Raw genomic sequence first — 19,332 nt, 5'->3', positions numbered from 1 at the left:
GGTGAGGAGTCTGCAAGCTCAAGCGCGCTGGAGGTCAAGCAGTCCCGCCCGCCGATCGCCCGTGACCGGGGCGGCGTCACCAAGGCGGCAGACCCGACGACTGCCCGTGACCTAGGCAACTGCCCGGCTCCCCGGCGTGCGCCACTGGTTAGGCTGCCCGCTCATGAGCAGTGCGACGGAGCCGATCGGCGATGTGTCGGGTGAGCGACCCGACGTCCACACCACAGCGGGCAAGCTCGCTGATCTGTACCGGCGCAACGACGAGGCCGTCCACGCCGGTTCCGCCAGGATGGTGGAGAAGCAGCACGCCAAGGGCAAGAAGACCGCCCGCGAGCGGATCGACCTGCTGCTCGATGCCGGCTCGTTCGTCGAGCTCGACGAGCTGGCGCGGCACCGCTCGACGAACTTCGGCCAGGAGGGCAACCGCCCCTACGGCGACGGCGTGGTGACCGGCTACGGCACCGTCGACGGCCGTCCGGTGTGCGTGTTCAGCCAGGACGTGACGATCTTCGGCGGCTCGCTCGGCGAGGTGTACGGCGAGAAGATCGTCAAGGTGATGGACCTGGCGATCAAGACCGGCCGGCCGATCATCGGCATCAACGAGGGCGGCGGCGCGCGCATCCAGGAGGGTGTCGTCTCGCTCGGCCTCTACGGCGAGATCTTCCGCCGCAACACGCACGCCTCCGGCGTCATCCCGCAGATCTCGCTGATCATGGGCGCGGCGGCGGGCGGGCACGTGTACTCCCCGGCCCTGACGGACTTCGTGGTGATGGTCGACCAGACCTCCCACATGTTCATCACCGGCCCGGACGTGATCAAGACCGTGACGGGCGAGGACGTCGGCTTCGAGGAGCTCGGCGGCGCGCGCACGCACAACACCAAGTCGGGCAACGCGCACTACCTCGGCAGCGACGAGGAGGACGCCATCTCCTACGTCAAGGAGCTGCTGTCCTTCCTGCCGCTGAACAACCTGTCCGAGCCGCCGGTCTTCGACACCGGCGCGGACGGCACCGTCGGGACGGTCGAGGACACCGTCACCGACACCGACCGCGAGCTGGACACGATCGTCCCCGACTCGGCGAACCAGCCCTACGACATGCACGAGGTCATCACCCACGTCCTCGACGACGGCGAGTTCCTCGAGGTGCACGAGCTGTTCGCGCCGAACATCGTGGTCGGGTTCGGCCGGGTCGACGGCCACAGCGTCGGCATCGTCGCGAACCAGCCGACCCAGTTCGCCGGCTGCCTGGACATCGACGCCAGCGAGAAGGCCGCGCGCTTCGTGCGCACCTGCGACGCGTTCAACATCCCGGTGCTGACCTTCGTGGACGTGCCGGGCTTCCTGCCGGGCACCGACCAGGAGTGGAACGGCATCATCCGGCGCGGCGCGAAGCTGATCTACGCCTACGCCGAGGCCACCGTCCCGCTGGTCACCGTGATCACCCGCAAGGCCTACGGCGGCGCGTACGACGTGATGGGCTCCAAGCACCTCGGCGCCGACGTGAACCTGGCGTGGCCGACCGCGCAGATCGCCGTGATGGGCGCGCAGGGCGCGGCGAACATCGTGCACCGCAAGACGTTGGCCAACGCGGCGGCGGCCGGCGAGGACGTGGACGCCCTGCGGGCGCGGCTCCAGCTGGAGTACGAGGACACCCTGTGCAACCCGTACGTGGCCGCCGAGCGCGGGTACGTGGACTCGGTGATCCCGCCGTCCTACACCCGCAGCTACGTCGCGCGGGCGCTGCGGATGCTGCGCGACAAGCGCGAGGTGCTGCCGCCCAAGAAGCACGGCAACATCCCGCTGTAGCCGTCGGCGTGCCCGGCCCGGGATCCGTTGCGGGGCGGGCACGTTGTCGACCGCCGCGTTGTCAACAACCTAGGAGAACGGTATGACCGAGCAGGGCGACCGGCCGCAGCGTCCGTTGCTGCGCGTGGTGCGGGGCACCCCGGACGACGCCGAGCTCGCCGCGCTCACCGCCGTGGTCGCCGGCCTGGCCGCCTCCGGGGCGCCGGAGGCTCCTGCGGCGCCGCGGTCGGCGTGGGCGGACCGCGCCGCGCTGGTGCGGCAGCCGTTGCGTCCCGGGCCCGGCGCGTGGCGCGCCTCAGGGGCGCCTCGCTAGGCCTTGGCCAGCTGCGACAGGTTCACTGTTCGAGGATCCTTCGGAGCCAGCGGGTACGGGCGTCGCGGGCGTCCTGACTGAGGACCGCCTTGGGTGCGAAGGTGTCGAAGCCGTGGAACGCGCCGGGCCACACGTGCAGTTCGGCCTCGCCGCCCGCCTGCCAGATCGCGTTGGCGTAGGCCACGGCCTCGTCCCTGAACGTCTCGGCCGACCCGACCTCGAGGTAGGCCCTGGGCAGCCCAGTCAGGTCCGTGGCGCGCGCGGGGGCCGCGTAGGGCGGCAGGTCGGCGGTGCCGTACCGGTCGCCGAGCAGTGCCTGCCACGCGGTCGCGTTGGAGGTGCGGTCCCAGGTGTCGCGGCCGGCCAGCTGGTGGCTGGAGAAGGTGGTGCCTCGGTCGTCGAGCATCGGGCTCAGGAGCAGTTGACCGATCGGAACGGGCCCGCCGCGGTCGCGGGTGAGCAGGGCGAGCGCCGCCGCGAGTCCACCGCCCGCGCTCTTCCCGCCGACGATGACGCGGTCCGCGTCCACGCCCAGTTCGGCCGCGTGGTCGGCCGCCCAGACGAGTCCCGCGTAGCAGTCCTCGACGGGTTCGGGGTACCGCGCGTGCGGCGCCAGCCGGTACTCGGCGGAGATGACGGCGAGCCGCAGCGGGAGAGCCAGGTCGCGAAGCAGCTTCGGCAGCACGGACCAGGCGTTGCCCATGATCATTCCGCCGCCGTGCAGGTAGTACAGGACCGGCAGTGGCCCGGTGATCCCGGCGGGCCGCGCGCTGACGAGGCTGACCGCAGGCCGGTCGCCGACTGCCGGCGCGCGCAGCTCCTCGACCTCGAACCGGCCGCCGTCCCGAAGCTCCCGGACCGTCGGCCTCGGCCGGACCGCCGCGTCCCGTTCCTGCCTGGCCGCGAGGTTCGCCGGGGTGACCGGCGCCATCGCCCGTTCTCCCATGGCCGCCAACGCGGCGCGCAACTCGGGATCGAGGGGCGGCGCGGCGGGGCCGTGCTCCGACGGCGTTCCATCGACACCCACGACAGGACCTCCCCGGGGCCGCAGGATGCCCGGCGGCCTCCTCGGGACAGCGTGCCAGCCGCGCGCGGGACGCGGCTCAGGGGCAGTCGAGGGCCCGGCTGGACATGGTGAGGCCGGGGTCGCCGCGCACCAGCAGGCTGCGGCAGCGGGTCGTGTCGGCGTCGCGGCGGTCGTCCTGGCCGGGGTCGCGCAGCCGGAACCGCAGTTCCAGGAGCACCGAGGCCAGCGCGTCGGCCGGGCGGTCGATCCGCGCGGACAGCACCTCGACGCCGTGCCGCCGCACCACGTCCGCCACGTTTCCGACCGCGCCGCGCGCCTCGGCGCGGATCGCCGCCGTCACCGCGTCCAGTTGCTGGTTCTCCGCGCCGTCGAGGGTGTTGGCGAACGGCCAGACCGGAACGCCGTAGGCGATCGGGTCTGAGGCGAGCACCCGGCCGGCCACCAGGACCCCGACCAGCACGGCGAACGCCCCGAGGACGGCGACGAGCCGCCGTCGCCGCCTTGACATGCCCACGGTCCGGTCATCGGCCCCCACCAGCGCCTTCCGCTCCACAACACGAGCCTGCCGACGGCGGCGGCGACCGGCATCGGTAGTTCTACGGGTCCTGTGTAACCCGTTTGACGCAGCGATCCTTCGCCATATACTCCACTTCGAATAAACGAACTGGACTGATCTGGGGGGAGTACAGGGTGAAATCCACCCCGAGACGCGGACCGGGCCCGCTCGCGCTCGCCGTGCTCGAACTGCTCTGCGAGCGCCCGATGCATCCCTACGAGATGCAGCAGACGATGCGGGAACGCCACGTCAACCGCATGGTCAAGGTGACCGTTGGGTCGCTGTACCACGCGGTGGACAAGCTGGAACGGACCGGCCTGATCGAGGCCACGCAGACCTCGCGCGAGGGGAACCGGCCGGAACGGACCACCTACCGGATCACCGACGAGGGCCGGGACGTGTTCGCCGACCAGCTGCGGCACATGACCGCCGAGCCCGCCGACGAGTACCCCGAGTTCGACCTCGCGGTCGGCTTCCTGCACAAGCTCGACCCCGAGGACGCGCTCAGGCAGCTGCACGAGCGCACGACCGCGATCGAGTCGAACCTCGCCGCGCAACAGGTCTGGATGGATCGGCTGGCCACGCAGAACCTGCAACCCATGTACTGGATCAACATCCGGTACCGGCACGCGATGTGGCAGGCCGAGCTGACCTGGATCCGGGATCTCGTCGCACGGCTCGAGAGCGGCCAGATCAACTGGCCGAACTGCACACCAAGAACGAAGCTGACCGTGGTGCACGAGTCGGCCGAGGAGACCGGATGAACCGCCAGACCACCAATCCGTGGGCGGCGCTGTCCGCCCTGTGCATCGGGTTCTTCATGATCATGCTGGACACCACGATCGTCAACGTGGCGATCCCGTCCATGCTGTCCGGGCTGCACGCCGGGCTCAACGACATCGTCTGGGTCAACAGCATCTACCTGCTGACCTACGCCGTGCCGCTGCTGCTGACCGGCCGCCTCGGCGACCGCTTCGGCCCGAAGCGCATGTTCATGGCGGGACTGGTGATCTTCACCGGCGCCTCGCTGTGGTGCGGCCTCGCCGGCAGCGTCGAGCTGCTGATCGCGGCGCGGGCCGTGCAGGGTCTCGGCGCGGCCGCGATGACCCCGCAGACCATGGCGTTCATCACCAGGCTGTTCAAGCCGTCCGAGCGCGGCGCGCCGATGGGCATGTGGGGCGCGGTCGCCGGCGTGGCCACCATCGCGGGCCCACTGCTCGGCGGCCTGCTGGTGGACAACCTCGGCTGGGAGTGGATCTTCTTCGTCAACGTGCCCATCGGCGTCATCGGCCTGATCATGACGATCTTCCTGGTGCCCGACTGGCAGCCCAAGCACAGCCACAGCTTCGACCTGCTCGGCATCCTGCTGTGCTGCCTCGGCCTGACCGCCCTCGTCTTCGGCGTGCAGAACGGCCAGCACTACGACTGGGGCACCGTCACGGGATCCATCACCATCACCGAGATCATCGTCGCCGGCGTGGTGCTGCTGATCGCGTTCGTGGTGTGGCAGGCCATGAACAAGCGCGAGCCGCTGATGCAGCTCGCCCTCTTCAGGATCCGCAACTTCTCCTTCGCCAACCTGGCCAACGTCACCATCGGCTTCACGCTGACCGGCATGTTCCTGCCGCTGGTCATCTACATCCAGTCGGTGCTCGGCTACACGCCGCTGGCGTCCGGCGTGGTCACGGCGCCGATGTCGCTGGTGTCCGGGGTGGTCGCGCCGTTCGCCGGCAAGTTCTCCGACCGGATCAGCGGCAAGTACCTGGTGATGTTCGGGTTCCTGTCGCTGGCGGCCGGCGTCGCGCTGCTGTCCCTCCAGGCACAGCCGACCAGCAACCCGTGGTCGTTCACCCCTGCGCTGATGCTGTGCGGGCTCGGCATCGGCTGCATCTTCTCGCCGCTGGCCAACCTCGCCATGAGCGACGTGCAGCCGCAGCTGATGGGCGGCGCGTCGGGCATCTTCAACACCTCGCGGCAGATCGGCGGCGTGCTGGGCAGCGCGGCCATCGGCGTGCTGTTGCAGGCCAGGCTGACGGTGTCGATGCCGGCCGCGGCAAGCGACGCGGCGCAGGCGCTGCCGGAGAACCTGCGCAAGCCCTTCGTCGACGGGTTCACCAACTCAGCGGCGTCGGCGGGCGAGTTCGGCCCGAGCGGCGGGCCGCAGCTGCCGCCCGGCGTCCCGCAGCAGGTCGCCGAGCAGCTTCGGCACACCGCGACGACCGCGTTCCACCAGGGCTTCACCGACGCGGCCAAGGTGACGCTGCTGATGCCGGCCGTGGTGCTGGTGCTCGGCGCGGTCGCCTGCATCGGGATGCGCGGCCGTAGCAAGCAGTCCGACGCCGCGCCGTCGCCCCGGCCGACCGTCGTGGAGCCCGTGTCGCACTGACAGCCCGTGTCGCACTGGGATCGGTTCGCGCCGCCGTGGCGTCGGGTTCGCCCGGCGTCACGGCGGCGTTGCGTGGTGGCGTGGCGTGGTGGCGTGGAAATCCCGGACCCTAGGCTGTCGTGGTGCGCCTCGTTCTCGCCTCCGCGTCCCCCGCCCGGCTCACCGTGCTGCGCTCGGCCGGCATCGAACCGGTGGTCCGGGTCTCCGGCGTCGACGAGGACGCCGTCGCGGCCGCCCTCGTCGACCCGTCGCCAGCCGAGCTGGTCGCCGCGCTGGCCGTGGCCAAGGCCGAGGCCGTCGTCGCGGCGGTCGCCGGCGAGCACCCTGACGCCGTGCTGGTCGGCTGCGACTCGATGTTGTTCGGCGACGGGGCCGTGGTCGGCAAGCCCGGCACCCCCGAGGTCGCCGTGCAGCGGTGGCGGCGGATGGCGGGCGGCACCGGCGAGCTGCTGACCGGGCACGCCGTGCTGCGGCTCGACGGCGGCGCGGTGCGGCAGGTCGCGACCGGGACGAAGTCCACCACCGTGCGCTTCGGCGAGCCGACCGAGCGGGAGCTGGCCGCGTACGTGGCCACCGGCGAGCCGCTGGCCGTCGCGGGCGGGTTCACCATCGACGGACTCGGCGGCTGGTTCGTGGAGGGGGTCGACGGCGACCCGTCCAGCGTCATCGGCATCAGCCTGCCGCTGACCAGGCGGCTGCTCGGCGAGGTTGGCGTCAGCGTGGTCGACCTGTGGACTACCACGGCCTGACCTGGGCGCAAGCGCCCGAACATCACATGGTGGACGGGCGTACGGCGGCTCGACCGGTGGCGTGAGGATCCGCACACTTGGGGTGGATCAGGAAGAATCGCCCACCAGGAACGGTTGGTCACGTCGGTATGTCTGACCCGCGCCGCTGGCACTTCACCGAACGCCTGCACGTCGATCTTCGACGGCAGGCGAGTTCGCTCTGTCCGCGCTGAGCACCCCAACTCCCCCTTTTCGCCTTTCTCCGCTCGGAGTGCTCACGTGTCCTTCGTACGTACCTACACCAGGCCGAAGGTCTTCGGCGTCACCGTGGTCGCCGCTCTCGTGCTCGGCGCGCTGCTCGGCTTCGCGGCCAAGCAGGGCAACCAGAAGTGGCTGGCCAACTCCCTCGACACCATCGGCTCCGTTTTCACGAGCCTGTTGCAGTTCGCGGTGATTCCGTTGGTGTTCACCGCCATCGTGGTGGGCATCACCAGCCTGCGCGACCTCGGCGGGTCGCGGAAGGCCGCGCGGCTGGGCGGTAAGACCGTCATGTGGTTCGCCCTGACGTCGCTGATCGCCGTGCTGATCGGCATCGCCGTCGCGGCGATCATCCGGCCGGGCGCGGGCGTGCACGTCACCCCGCCGAAGGCGGCCGTTGACAAGCTCGCCGCGCGGCCCCCGGGCTCCTGGGACACGATCCTCAAGGGCCTGGTGCCGGACAACCTGTTCAGCGCCTTCGCCGAGGGCAAGGTGCTCCAGGTCGTGTTCGTGGCGCTGCTGATCGGCCTCGCCGCGTACAGCCTCGGCGAGAAGGCCGCGCCGTTCGTCGCCTTCAACCGGTCGGTGTTCGACATCGTGCAGAAGGTGCTGAGCTGGGTGATCCTGCTCGCGCCGATCGGCGTGCTCGGCCTGATCGGCCACGCGTTCGCCACCTACGGCAACAGCTTCGTCCGCCCGCTGTTCTCGCTCATCGTCGCCACCTACGTCGGCACGTTGCTGGTGCTGTTCGTGGTGTACCCGGTGCTGCTGCGGTTCGTCGGCAAGGTCAGCCCGGCCCGGTTCTTCGCCAAGGGGTGGACGGCGATCCAGTTCGCCTTCGTGTCCCGCTCCTCCGGCGCGACCCTGCCGCTGAGCCGGCAGGCCGTCGTCGACCTCGGCGTCGACCGCGGCTACGCCGGTTTCGCCGTGCCGCTCGGCAGCACCACGAAGATGGACGGCTGCGCCGCGGTGTACCCGGCGGTCGCGACGATCTTCATCGCCAACCTGTTCGGCATCCAGCTCAGCGTCTGGCAGTACGTGGCGATCGTGGCCGTCGCGGTGTTCGGCGCGCTGGCGACGGCCGGCACCACCGGCTGGTTCACCATGTTGACGCTGACGCTGAGCGTGCTGAACTTCCCGCCGGAGACCATCGCGCTCGGCGTGGCCGTGGTCTACGGCATCGACCCGATCCTGGACATGATGCGCACCGCGACCAACGTCGCGGGACAGATGGTCGTGCCGGTGTTGGTGGCGCGCAGCGAGGGCATGATCGACGACGAGGTGCTGCACGCCCCGGCGCCCACCCCGCAGCTGGCCGCGGCCTGACCTGACCTGAAGGGACCCTGCACGACGCTGGATGTCGTGCTGGGTCCCTTCAGGACTTCGGCAGCGGGACGTTCTGGAGGCGGACGGTGCCCCTGGCGACCGTCTTGCCGTCCTCCGCGCGACTGATGGTGACCTGCCAGAGCTGCTGCACGCGGCCCTGGTTGATCGGCTCGGCCAGCACCTCGACCCGGCCGGTGGTGACCGGGCGGATGAAGTCGGTGTTGTTGTTGACACCGACGGCGAACTCGCCCCGGTCGAGCACCGCGGCCGACGCGCCGACGCTGGCCGCGCTCTCGATCGTCGTGGTGTACGCGCCGCCGTGCGCGACGCCCCACGGGGTGTGGTGGGTCGCGCTGAGGTCGAGATGGCCGTGCACTCTCGCTCCGGTGACCTCGTCCAGCACCAGGCCGAGCGAGGTGAGGAACGCCCCGGTGTCGTAGAGGTCCGGCAACGCGGCTTCGGACTCGGCACCCTTGTCGTTCACGACACAGCCTCCAGCTTTCTCGTGTGCACGCCGGGAAACCAAGGCTACTTGGCCGAGTTCGCTTTTGGAACTCACTCGGCTATCCTCGATTGATGGACACTTCAGGGCCCCGCCCGTGTCCGGCAGCCGCCGCCCTCGACGTCCTGGGTGAACGCTGGTCGCTGCTGGTCCTCCGGGAGCTTTTCTATGGCGTGCACCGGTTCGACGGCATCGTGCGGGCCACCGGCGCACCGCGCAACATCCTGACCAACCGGCTGCGCGGCCTCGAGGAGGCCGGCGTCGTGCGGCGCGTCCGCTACCAGGACCGCCCGCCGCGCTTCGAGTACCGCCTGACCGACGCGGGACAGGACGCGCTGCCCGTGGTGCTCTCCCTGCTGCACTGGGGCGAACAGCACCTCAGCGCGAGGTCGACCGCACCGCAGATCCGGCACCGGCACGGCGACGGGCGGCCGCACCGGCTGCGGGTGACCACGACGTGCGAGACGTGCGGGGAGCCGGTCGCGCCCGACACGCTGACCATGCCGAAGGACGACCCCTGGGCTGGCCCCGCGAAGTCGCGTTCCACCGGCCCCGCGAAGTCGCGCTCGTAGTGGGTTGCTTCCCGCAACTCACTGGGTAGAATTCCGGCGCGGCGGCCAACTCGTCACGGCTTCGTCCACCCCTGGCCCAGTGTCCTTGGAGGAGAAGTGAAGCTCGGGTACCACACCAGCTACTGGACCTCGAAGCCTCCGGCCGGCGCGGTGGAGTGCATCGCGACCGCCGAGCGGCTCGGCTTCGACTCCGTCTGGACGGCCGAGGTCTACGGGTCCGACGCGTTCACTCCGCTGGCCTGGTGGGGCGCGGCGACGTCAAAGGTCAGGCTGGGCACGAACATCGTGCAGATGTCGGCCCGCACTCCCGCGGCGACCGCGATGACGGCGATCACGCTCGACTACCTGTCCGGGGGCCGTTTCGTCCTCGGCCTCGGCGCGTCCGGCCCGCAGGTGGTCGAGGGCTGGTACGGGCAGTCCTACCCGCGCCCGCTCGAGCGGACCAGGGAGTACATCGAGATCATCCGCGCGGTCGTGGCGCGGGAGGCTCCGGTTGCGTACAGCGGAAACCACTACCAGCTGCCGTTTCCCGGCGGCACGGGCCTCGGCAAGCCGCTCAAGTCCACGGTGCACCCGCTGCGCAGCCACATCCCGATCTACCTCGCGGCGCAGGGGCCGAAGAACATCGCGCTGGCCGGCGAGATCGCCGACGGCTACCTGCCGTTCTTCTTCGCGCCCCGCAACAACGACTACTACCGCGCCGCGCTCGCGGAGGGCTTCTCGCGCCGCGACGGCGGGCAGGCGCCGGCCGACTTCGAGGTCGTCGCCGGGCCCAACATCGTCTTCGACGACGACCTGGAGACCGCGGCCGACGCGCTGCGCCCGTGGGTCGCGCTGTATGTCGGCGGAATGGGCGCAAAAGAGGCAAACTTCCACGCCGCCTCAATCGCCCGGCTCGGTTACGAGGCCGAAGTCGAAAAGATCCAGCAGCTCTACCTCGCCGGCCACAAGAAGGACGCCATTGCGGCGGTGCCGACCGCGATGGTCGAAGACGTCGCGCTGGTCGGCCCGCCCGACCGCGTCAAGGACGGCCTCGCGCGGTGGTCGGAATCCGTTGTCACGACGCTGCTCATCAGTGGCGACGAGGCGCACCTAAACAAGATCGTCGACCTACTCTCGTAACCGACAGGAAACCTGTTCTTCCGATTTCCGTGCCGGCCACACCCCGGCAGCCGACCCACCCATGGTTGGCCACCGGTTTCGTAACCTGATCAACCAACCAAACAATCGCTCGATCACACTCGTGCGCGCGGTGCGTCAACATCCCACTGTGTTGTTGCGCGTTCAACAAGATGATTATGCGGACTGTCGGGCAAGTATTGCCTCGCCTAACCACGGCACTGTGACAACCGACACTAGTAGTCGCCGAAAACTCGCCCGTCGATCCACCAAGGGCGGCGCGCGGAAGACGCGGAGACCGCAGGTCAGCACCCCCGAGGTTGGTTAAACGCAAGATCATCAAACACTCAATACATGGCCTGACCGGCGCTTTCTCATCCCCGGCCGCGCGCAGCGCCGGCCGAAGCGTCGCGATCAATACCTCGGTAGACCGAACCGATGACCCGACCGCGCGGGCCGCCGGCTTCGCCGTCAAATATCGGCCAGCCGCGTCAGTCTTTGCGCCCGAGTGGACGAAGGCGCGAATCACGCGCTAATTGATCAAAGTGATGTGTTGACTGAACAGCGGATCCCTAGTTAACCTCGGGTCCGGTAGTCGCGTCGCGTCGGGCACTACCACGCCAGGTCCAGAACCTGAAGCTCTGACTGGGGGAATGGGGGCGAGCAAGCGTGGAACGACTTTCTGCCTGACCAAGATCCTTTGCGCCCGCGCACACCGCACATCGGGGTTGGATCGCCAACGGCGACGAAACAATCAGGCCCACGCACATCGACGTAGATCGGGCGTGGCCCGCTCAGTCATGCGCTCATCGTCGCGCGCTCGAAAAATGGGTTGCGCCGCGTTGAGCTATGACCTATTCACGCGATAGCAACAATATCGCCTTTCGACAGCCATCGCAACGAGCGTGTTGGCGCCTGTCCGAAATACGCGTTTGGGTCCCCGATGCCAGCGCCGGCCGCCTGAGGTCGGAGATCCGCCGCAGCATCCACACACAGAGGGGCAACTCGTCATGGTTGATCGCACAGTGGTCGTTCTCTTCCCCGGGCAGGGCGCGTTCGACGGCCCGGCGCTGGCGGCGGCCAACCGCCAGTACCCGCAGGTGGCGCAGACCTTCGCCGACATCGACGAGGTCTCCCAGGAGCTGTTCTCCCGTCGCCTCACCGACATCGTGCTCGGCGAGCAGCCCGTCGGCATCGCCGAGCTGCTCGCCGACGACCCGTGGGTCTCGCAGCTGGCCATCTACGGCTCCGACGTCGCCGCCTACCGCATCCTGGCCGATCAGGGCCTCCGCCCCGACGTGCTGGCCGGCCACAGCCTCGGCGAGATCGCCGCACTGGTCGCCGCGGGCGCGTACTCGATCAAGGACGGCGCCAGGATCGTCGCCCAGCGCGTGCTGGTCATCGGCGAGCAGCAGCTCACCGAGGGCCGGATGGTCGCCGTGGCCACCGAGGCCGGCCGCGCGGAGACGATCATCGGGCTGATCGGCGACCCGATGCTCGCCGTGGCCACCGAGAACCACGACGGGCAGACCGTGGTGAGCGGGCCGGCGCAGTCGCTGGAGCAGGTGCGCGGCATCGCGGCGCAGCTCGGCATCAGCACGATCGAGCTGAACTCGCCGTTCCCCTTCCACACGCCCATTCTCGCGCCGGCGGCCCCGGTGTTCGCGGCACGGATCCGGCACCTCGACCAGAACCCGCTGACCGTGCCGGTCTACTCGCCGATCCTCCAGCGCTACTACGAGCCCGGCGACGAGCTGTCCGAGCTGCTGTCCCAGCACTTCGTGAAGCCGGTCAAGTTCGCCGAGGGGATCCGGCAGCTGCACGGCGAGGGCCTTCGCTACTTCGTCGAGTCCGGCTCGCTGTCCGCGTTGTCCAAGCTGGTCAACAAGATCGTGCCGGACGGCGACGTCACCACGCTGTCCTCGCTGACCCTGGACGGCAAGGGCACGCTGCTGCTGGACACCGCGCTCGCGGTCCTGCGGTCCACCGGACTCGTCGGCGCGCTCAGCCCGGCCGAGCAGCTCGCCGCGCTGCTGGCGCCCGGCGTCAACCGCGACGCGTTCGCCGCGTTCTGGGCGGCGACCGGCGCGGAGATCACCGAGCTGGTGCAGCGCAGGCTCGCCGAGTTCGGCGGCGCGGCAACGGTGTCGGCAACCCCGGCTGCACCGGCAGCGGTCGCAAGCCCAGCCGCGAGCCCGGTCGCCGCGCCGGCAGCCGCCGCAGGCAACGGCTCCGGCTCAGAGGTGGACCGCGACACGCTCGGCGCGGACATCCGCAGCGTGTACGCCGCCGCGCTGGAGTACCCGGAGGAGGTCTTCACCGAGGACGTGCTGCTGGAGGCCGAACTCGGCGTCGACTCGGTGAAGCAGATCGAGCTGATGAGCCGCGTCACCACCAAGTACGGGCTGCCGGAGAAGTCGAGCAACTTCCGGCTCGCCGACTACGACACCATGGGCAAGATCGTCGACTTCATCCACTCCGCGCTGCACAACGGGGTCCAGGCGGGCATCTAGTTCGCATGACTGTCCACTGTGGACGATACATCGATCTTCCGCTGACCGCAAGGCATCCTGGGCTCGCCCGCCGGGCCGACCACGACCTCGCTGAAGGAGTACGGGCCACATGGCACAACTGACCGGCAAATTAGCCCTGGTCACCGGTGGCGCCCGCAACGTGGGCAAGGCCATCGCCACCGAACTGGCCAGCAGGGGCGCGCACGTGTTGGTCAACTACTTCCACTCCGCGCAGGAGGCGAAGCAGACCAAGGCCGAGCTGGAGGCGGCCGGCGCGACCGTCGACCTCGTCTGGGGCTCGGTCGCGCGACAGGATCAGGTCGACCGGATGTTCGCCGAGATCGGCGAACGCCACGGCCACCTGGACATCCTGGTGAACAACGCGGCCAACGGCGCGTTGGTGCCGGTCGACGAGCTCACCGACGAGCACCTCGACCGCGCCATCGACACCAACTTCAAGGGCGGCCTGCGGTGCTCCCGCGCCGCCGCGCCGCTGATGGCCGGCCGGGGCGGCTCGATCGTCACAGTGTCCGCGCTCGGCGGCTCGCAGATGGTGATGGCGAACTACCTGGCCTGCGCGCCGGCCAAGGCCGCGGCCGAGGCCGTCACCCGCTACCTCGCGGTGGAGTTCGCGCCGCTGAACATCAGGGTGAACACGGCGTCGGCGGCGATGCTGGTCAGCGAGGTCGCCGACGCGTTCCCCGACGCCGAGCGGATGCAGCGGGTGATCCGCGAGGCGACCCCGCTCGGCAGGCTCGGCACGGCGGCGGAGTTCGCCAAGGTGGTGGCGTTCCTCGCCTCCGACGACTCCTCGTGGATCACCGGTCAGGTCGTGCTCGCCGACGGCGGGCTGACGCTGGGCAGCGCGCTGCTGTCCCCGCCGCGCGAGACGGTCGCCGTGACCGGCAACGGGCACGGCTCCACCAATGGCCACGGCTCGACCAACGGGCACGGCTCCAACGGGCACGGCTCGACCAACGGGCATCGCCCCGCGCAGGCCGAGACCACCCCGGCCGCCGTCGAGCCGGCCGAGACCAAGCCGGCCGAGGTCGCGGCGGCTCCGGTCGTGGCGAAGGCGGCGGCCGTCGCTCCGGCGACGGTCGAGGTGCGGGAGCGGGAGCAGGCGCCGGAGGAGGCCGGTCCCGACGACATCGCCGTGGTCGGCATGGGCCTCGCGGTGGCCGGGGCGAACAGCCCCGAGGAGTTCTGGCGGCTGCGCACCGACGGCGGCGAGATGTTCACACCCGTTCCCGAGGACCGGTGGGAGCGCGCGAACTTCTACTCGCCGGACACCTCGGCCGAGGACAAGTCGTACCAGGACACCTGCGTGTTCATCACGGACTTCAGCCCGGTCGACGGCGCGGTGGACACCATGCGCGACGGCGAGGACCACGAGCTGACCACCATGTGGCTGCGGCACTCGCTCGTGCAGGCGCTCAAGGGCGTGCACCGGCGCGAGCGGGACCGCTACTCCTTCCTCGTCGGCTACACCCCCGACGGCAGCCAGCACCTCGAGGAGGCCGGCGTGCTGGCCGGCGCGGCCTACCGGGCCGAGCGCATCGTCGACGAGCTCGGCCTGTCGGGGCAGGAACGGCGGCGGCTGCTGGATGGCATCGACGACACGCTGTCCGGTCGGTACTGGCGCGGCAAGCCGGCGCCGTCGCGGTTCCTGCCGCACCGGGTCGGGCACCTGGCGATGACCGGCGTGCTGCCGGCCGACACCGAGCTCCAGATGGTCGACACCGCCTGCTCCTCCTCGCTGTACGCCATCGACATCGGCATCAAGGGCCTGCTGATGGGCAAGCACGACATCGCGGTCTGCGGCGGCGCGTTCGCCCTGGCACCGCGGGGCACCGTGCTGTTCTCCAAGCTCCAGGGCCTGTCCAAGCGGGGCGCGGTGCACTCGCTTGACAAGGACGCCGACGGCGTCATCTTCGCCGACGGCGCGGGTGTCGTGGTGCTCAAGCGGCTGCGCCAGGCGCAGCAGGACGGCGACGAGGTCCTCGCCGTGCTCAAGGCGTTCGGCTCGTCCTCCGACGGCAAGGGCAAGGCGATCTACGCGCCCAACTCCGCCGGTCAGGACCTGGCCGTGCAGCGCGCGCTGACCGGCGGCATCGCCGGATCGGACGTGGACTGGATCATCGCGCACGCCACCGGCACGCCGGCCGGCGACCTGGCCGAGTTCACCATGCTGCGCCAGCACTTCGGCATCACCGAGACGAGCTACATCACATCGAACAAGTCGCTGATCGGGCACACCGGCTGGGCCGCGGGCGTGGTGTCGCTGATCGAGTCGATCCTCGGCCTGGAGAAGTCGGTGATCCCCAAGCAGTTCCGGTTCACCGAGCCGCCGGAGCACTTCCACATCGCCGAGACGAAGCTGGACATCCCGACGGCACCGGTCGACTGGGCCGCCGAGACGGACCGGCTGCGCACGGCCGCGATCTCCGGCTTCGGCTTCGGCGGCACCAACGCGCACCTGCTGGTCCAGGAACACCGTGCCGCTGCGGAGGACTCCGGGCCCGCGAGCACCAGGACGCCGGCCGCCGACACCAGGGTCGCGATCGTCGCGTGGTCCGCGCACGTGCCCGAGCTGTCCTCGCACGAGGAGGTTCGGGACTGGCTGGACGGCCGCGGCGCGCGTCCCGCCGACAGCTTCGGCGAGTTCTACCCGGCGCCGTCGTTCCAGAAGGTGCGGCTGCCACCGGCCACGGTCCGCACCATCGACCGCTGCCAGCTGATGATCCTGGAGTGCGCGCACGACCTGCGCAACCAGCTCACCGAGTTCTGGCAGGAGAACTCCGCCAAGACCGGCGTGTTCGTCGGCAACATGGGCCCGACCCGCTCGGCCATGCTGTTCGCGAACCGCTGCTACCTCGACGACATCGACGCCGCCGTGCGGGCCAACCCCTCGATCGCGGACTCGCCCGCGCTCGACGGGCTGCTGGAACGCCTGCGGGAACAGGTGCGCGGCCAGGTGCCACCGTCCAATGAGGACGCCTTCCCCGGCATGATGCCCAACATCATCTCGGCCAGGGTGGCGAACTACTTCGACCTCAAGGGCGCGAACATCACGCTGGACTCCGGGCTGGCGTCCGCGCTGACGGCGATCGAGACCGCCAGCCGGTACCTGCGCACCGGTGAACTGGACTTCGCGCTGGCCGGCGGCATCAACGGCAACAGCCTGCCGGAGTACCGCGCGCTGCTGACCGACCTGCTCGGCCAGGACACCGATGCGCTGGCCGAGGGCTCGTTCCTGTTCGCCCTCACCACGGAGGACACGGCGCGCAGGGCCGGGCTGCCGATCCTGGGCTACGTGGACGGGTTGACCGTCAGCGCGCAGGACGCGGCCGGGGACGCCGCGACGATCGGGTGCGGCGTGTCCGACCCCGACCACGCCCGCTACCTCGGCGCGGCGGGCGGCCTCACCGTGCTCAAGGCGCTGCACCAGCCCGCCGGCCGGGTCAGCGTCGCCTGCGACGGCGGCCACGGCAGCGCCACCACGCGGCTGGAGCTGACCATCACCGGCGCCTACGCCCCCGACGCCGCCGAGGCTGGCGTGGTTCCCGAGAAGTTCCGCGACACCACGAAGTTCGCGCCGGGCCACCCGCTCGGCGTGCACCGCAAGGTGCCGGCGCTGCGGTCGGTCGCCGGTGCCGAGGTGCGGGAGCCGGTGCCGTTCCTGCCGGCCGGGGTCGTCGTGCTGACCGACCTCGCCGACCTCGGGGCCGACCTGCGGCACCTGCCGGCCGACGCGCTGGTGTTGTCCACCGCGACGACCGACGTCAACCGGCCGGGCTGGCACCACCTGCCGGAGGTGACGCCGGAGGCGGTGCGGCGGGTGCTGTCCGCGCACGGGCGGCCGGTGCGGCACGTGCGGGTGGTGACCGACCTGACCAGGTCGGCGCCGCTGCCCGGCAGCCTGTCTCGGGGCGCCGACTCGGTGACGGCGCTGCACGACGCTACTTTCCTTACACTGCAACACTGCTATGACGACCTGGCCGAGCAGGGATCGTCGTTCGTGACGCTGCTGCTCGGCGCGCTGACCGACGGCGTGCCGCACCCGTTCACCGGCCTGTTCTCCGGGCTGGTGAAGTGCGCGAGCCTCGAACTGTCGCGGTGCGTCGCGTTCGGGCTGTTCAGCTCGACGCGGCAGGTCCGCAAGGCGGCGCTGCTCGCGGAGCGCGAGACCGCGCTGGCGCGGCGGTTCCCGATCGTGTTCGACGACGAGGGTGTGCGGAAGGGTTACACGCTGGTCGACGAGCCGATCGAGCTGCCGGAGCGGACGCCGGCCGTGCTCGGGCGGGACTCGGTGGTGCTGGCCGTCGGCGGCGCGCGCGGGATCACCGCGGAGGTGGTCAAGACCGTCGCCGAGCACTTCCGGCCGCGCATCTACCTGGTCGGCAGCAACTCGCTGGACAGCTACCCGCCGGAGACGTTCGAGGGCACCGACGAGGAGTTCGCCGCGACCCGCCAGCGCTTCATCCGCACGCAGCTCGCGCTGCGCACCGGCCGGACCGTGGCGCAGATCAACCGGGACTTCGACCGGATGGTGGACGCGCGGGCCGCGCACCGCAACATCGCGGAGATGGCGGCGCACAGCGGCGCGGGCCGCGTCACCTACCTGGCGTGCGACATCACCGACCGGGACGCGGTCGCGCGGACGGTCGGCGCGATCCTGGCAGAGCAGCCCGGTGTGGACCTGGTGATCAACGCGCCCGGCCGGAACCGCTCGGCGATGATCAAGGACAAGGACTTCGCCGAGTTCACCGCGATCCGCGACCTCAAGCTGGCCAGCTACCGCAACCTCAAGCACGCCTTCGGGGACACCGCGCCGAGGATGTGGTGCAACTTCGGCTCGCTGCTCGGGTACTTCGGCCAGCTCGGCGAGCCGGACTACGCCTCGGGCAACGACTTCCTGGCCAGCGCGGCGACCTACACCCAGCACGCGTTGGGCGTCGACGAGTTCACGGTCGGCTGGACGCTGTGGGAGGGCGTCGGCATGGGTGCCAACGAGCTGACCAACGCCTACTTCAAGCGGGCGGGCTCCTACAGCCACATGCCGATCGCGGAGGGCGCGCACCACTTCGTGCAGGAGCTGCACGCGCCCGTCCGGCGGCCGTCGCTGGTGCACATGGGCGAGGCGGAACACGGCACGGTGGAACGCTTCTACCCCGGCTATCTCGCGAACTCCGAGCCGGACCACGGTTTCTACCTGCGCGAGCCGGTCTCGGCCGACGCGGACACGGCGGTGTTCGAGTGCCCGTTCGACCTGGACACCGACCACTACCTGACGCACCACCTGGTGCGTGACATGCCGACGCTGCCCGGCACGTTCGTCACGGAGATCGCCGCCGAGGCGGCCGGCTTCCTGGTGCCGGACCAGGAGGTCGTCGCGCTGGAGGACGTCACGTTCCACCACTTCCTGCGCACCTACCACAACCAGGCGGGGCCGAAGGTGCGGATCACCGCGCGGGTGGTCCGGCGCGACACGGACGTCACCGAGGTCGCGGTGCGGGTCACCACGGACGTCGTGTCGCCAAAGGGAGTGCTGCTCACCAAGGACCGGCTGCACTTCTCCGCGACGGTGTTGCTCAGCGAGCAGTTCCCGGCCGCGCCCCGGTGGCAGGACTGGGCTCCCGCCGAGGAGACGCCCATCCCCGACCCGTACCACGCGCCGGGCGCGCCGGTGCGGCTGACCGGGCCGTTCGTCGCCACCACCGACACCCGCCTGCACCCGAGCGGAAAGCGGGCGAAGTACACGCACGAGCTGGCCGTGGACGACCCGACCTGGTCCCGTTTCCGGGTGCCGACGATCCTGTTGGACGGCCTGGCGCGCACCGGGGTGCTGAACCTGATCGACGGCCACCTGGTGCCCATCGCGGCCCCGCTGTCGATCCGGCGGATCGACCTGTACGAGCGGGCGAACGACCCGCAGCTGCGGGAGCGGTACGGGCACGTCGAGCTGTACGTCACGCCGGCCGAGTTCACCATGACCGACGGCGAGCCGGGCAACCGGTTCGTGGCGGCGGCGCCGGACGGCAGGCTGATCGCGCAGCTCAAGGACATGCAGGCCACCGTCATCGGCTATCTCGACGTGAACACCGGGGAGCTCTACGACCCGGACCGCAGGCCGCTCGACGGCGGCGTCCCAGCCGCCCGTCAGGCCGCCGACGGCCAGCCTACGCGCACGCTGGTGGCCGGACAGTGAGCGGGCCCGCCCAG

14 protein-coding genes are annotated in these 19,332 nt (G+C 70.4%); 11 read left to right on the top strand and 3 right to left on the bottom strand.

Annotation, left to right across the window (positions count from 1 at the left end; all coding sequences use genetic code 11):
* The first annotated feature begins 163 nt into the window (after positions 1-163).
* Both F0L68_RS38135 and F0L68_RS38130 read left to right on the top strand, forming a co-directional pair.
* Positions 164-1,807: an acyl-CoA carboxylase subunit beta gene (locus F0L68_RS38135; protein WP_149854780.1), complete on the top strand. Its 1,644-nt coding sequence runs from the start codon at positions 164-166 to the stop codon at positions 1,805-1,807.
* Between the two features lie 82 nt (positions 1,808-1,889).
* A complete protein-coding gene (locus tag F0L68_RS38130; RefSeq protein ID WP_149854779.1) occupies positions 1,890-2,120 on the top strand; it encodes an acyl-CoA carboxylase subunit epsilon in 231 nt (76 codons plus the stop codon).
* Between the two features lie 22 nt (positions 2,121-2,142).
* Here the strand turns inward: F0L68_RS38130 and F0L68_RS38125 are convergent, their stop codons facing one another.
* Both F0L68_RS38125 and F0L68_RS38120 read right to left on the bottom strand, forming a co-directional pair.
* On the bottom strand, positions 2,143-3,147 hold the full coding sequence (locus tag F0L68_RS38125) for an alpha/beta hydrolase (protein WP_223199507.1): 1,005 nt from the start codon (positions 3,145-3,147) through the stop codon (positions 2,143-2,145).
* A gap of 76 nt (positions 3,148-3,223) precedes the next feature.
* Positions 3,224-3,655: a hypothetical protein gene (locus tag F0L68_RS38120; protein WP_149854778.1), complete on the bottom strand. Its 432-nt coding sequence runs from the start codon at positions 3,653-3,655 to the stop codon at positions 3,224-3,226.
* A 182-nt stretch (positions 3,656-3,837) separates the two neighbouring features.
* Between F0L68_RS38120 and F0L68_RS38115 the strand changes: the two genes are divergently transcribed.
* From F0L68_RS38115 to F0L68_RS38100, 5 genes are all read left to right on the top strand, one after another.
* Positions 3,838-4,467, top strand: a complete 630-nt coding sequence (locus F0L68_RS38115) for a PadR family transcriptional regulator (protein ID WP_223199506.1) — start codon at positions 3,838-3,840, stop codon at positions 4,465-4,467.
* Positions 4,464-6,089, top strand: a complete 1,626-nt coding sequence (locus F0L68_RS38110) for a DHA2 family efflux MFS transporter permease subunit (protein ID WP_149854777.1) — start codon at positions 4,464-4,466, stop codon at positions 6,087-6,089. Before F0L68_RS38115 ends, F0L68_RS38110 begins: the two co-directional genes overlap by 4 nt.
* A 122-nt stretch (positions 6,090-6,211) precedes the next feature.
* Positions 6,212-6,838 carry a Maf family protein gene (locus F0L68_RS38105; RefSeq protein WP_149854776.1) on the top strand — a complete coding sequence of 209 codons (627 nt, stop codon included), beginning with the start codon at positions 6,212-6,214 and terminating at the stop codon, positions 6,836-6,838.
* A 128-nt stretch (positions 6,839-6,966) separates the two neighbouring features.
* Entirely contained in the window at positions 6,967-7,050 is an 84-nt protein-coding gene (locus F0L68_RS44980) for a putative leader peptide (RefSeq protein ID WP_368732286.1), read from the top strand.
* A 46-nt stretch (positions 7,051-7,096) separates the two neighbouring features.
* Complete coding sequence (locus F0L68_RS38100; RefSeq protein ID WP_149854775.1) at positions 7,097-8,401, top strand: dicarboxylate/amino acid:cation symporter; 1,305 nt, start codon at positions 7,097-7,099, stop codon at positions 8,399-8,401.
* 49 nt (positions 8,402-8,450) lie between these two features.
* Here F0L68_RS38100 and F0L68_RS38095 read toward each other — a convergent pair whose 3' ends face one another.
* On the bottom strand, positions 8,451-8,885 hold the full coding sequence (locus tag F0L68_RS38095) for a PaaI family thioesterase (RefSeq protein ID WP_223199505.1): 435 nt from the start codon (positions 8,883-8,885) through the stop codon (positions 8,451-8,453).
* 92 nt (positions 8,886-8,977) lie between these two features.
* Here F0L68_RS38095 and F0L68_RS38090 point away from each other — a divergent pair, with 92 nt between their 5' ends.
* The 4 genes from F0L68_RS38090 to F0L68_RS38075 all read left to right on the top strand — a co-directional run bounded on the left by F0L68_RS38090 (position 8,978) and on the right by F0L68_RS38075 (position 19,318).
* Positions 8,978-9,475 carry a winged helix-turn-helix transcriptional regulator gene (locus F0L68_RS38090; RefSeq protein ID WP_149854774.1) on the top strand — a complete coding sequence of 166 codons (498 nt, stop codon included), beginning with the start codon at positions 8,978-8,980 and terminating at the stop codon, positions 9,473-9,475.
* Between the two features lie 96 nt (positions 9,476-9,571).
* A complete protein-coding gene (locus F0L68_RS38085; RefSeq protein ID WP_149854773.1) occupies positions 9,572-10,597 on the top strand; it encodes an LLM class F420-dependent oxidoreductase in 1,026 nt (341 codons plus the stop codon).
* A 1,007-nt stretch (positions 10,598-11,604) separates the two neighbouring features.
* Positions 11,605-13,107, top strand: a complete 1,503-nt coding sequence (locus F0L68_RS38080) for an acyltransferase domain-containing protein (protein WP_149854772.1) — start codon at positions 11,605-11,607, stop codon at positions 13,105-13,107.
* A gap of 109 nt (positions 13,108-13,216) precedes the next feature.
* Positions 13,217-19,318 carry an SDR family oxidoreductase gene (locus tag F0L68_RS38075; RefSeq protein WP_149854771.1) on the top strand — a complete coding sequence of 2,034 codons (6,102 nt, stop codon included), beginning with the start codon at positions 13,217-13,219 and terminating at the stop codon, positions 19,316-19,318.
* Positions 19,319-19,332 lie beyond the last annotated feature (14 nt).

The organism is Solihabitans fulvus (genome assembly GCF_008386585.1).
Classification (GTDB): Bacteria; Actinomycetota; Actinomycetes; order Mycobacteriales; family Pseudonocardiaceae; genus Solihabitans; species Solihabitans fulvus.
The sequence above is the reverse complement of the archived record's forward strand: the minus strand, read 5'-3'. Positions and strand labels throughout refer to the sequence as shown.

Bases quoted from the DNA above. Each gene is read 5' to 3' on its own strand.
- F0L68_RS38135 (WP_149854780.1), top strand. From the start codon at position 164: ATGAGCAGTGCGACGGAGCCGATCGGCGATGTGTCGGGTGAGCGACCC.
- F0L68_RS38130 (WP_149854779.1), top strand. From the start codon at position 1,890: ATGACCGAGCAGGGCGACCGGCCGCAGCGTCCGTTGCTGCGCGTGGTG.
- F0L68_RS38120 (WP_149854778.1), bottom strand. From the start codon at position 3,655: ATGTCAAGGCGGCGACGGCGGCTCGTCGCCGTCCTCGGGGCGTTCGCC.
- F0L68_RS38110 (WP_149854777.1), top strand. From the start codon at position 4,464: ATGAACCGCCAGACCACCAATCCGTGGGCGGCGCTGTCCGCCCTGTGC.
- F0L68_RS44980 (WP_368732286.1), top strand. From the start codon at position 6,967: ATGTCTGACCCGCGCCGCTGGCACTTCACCGAACGCCTGCACGTCGAT.
- F0L68_RS38090 (WP_149854774.1), top strand. From the start codon at position 8,978: ATGGACACTTCAGGGCCCCGCCCGTGTCCGGCAGCCGCCGCCCTCGAC.
- F0L68_RS38080 (WP_149854772.1), top strand. From the start codon at position 11,605: ATGGTTGATCGCACAGTGGTCGTTCTCTTCCCCGGGCAGGGCGCGTTC.
- F0L68_RS38075 (WP_149854771.1), top strand. From the start codon at position 13,217: ATGGCACAACTGACCGGCAAATTAGCCCTGGTCACCGGTGGCGCCCGC.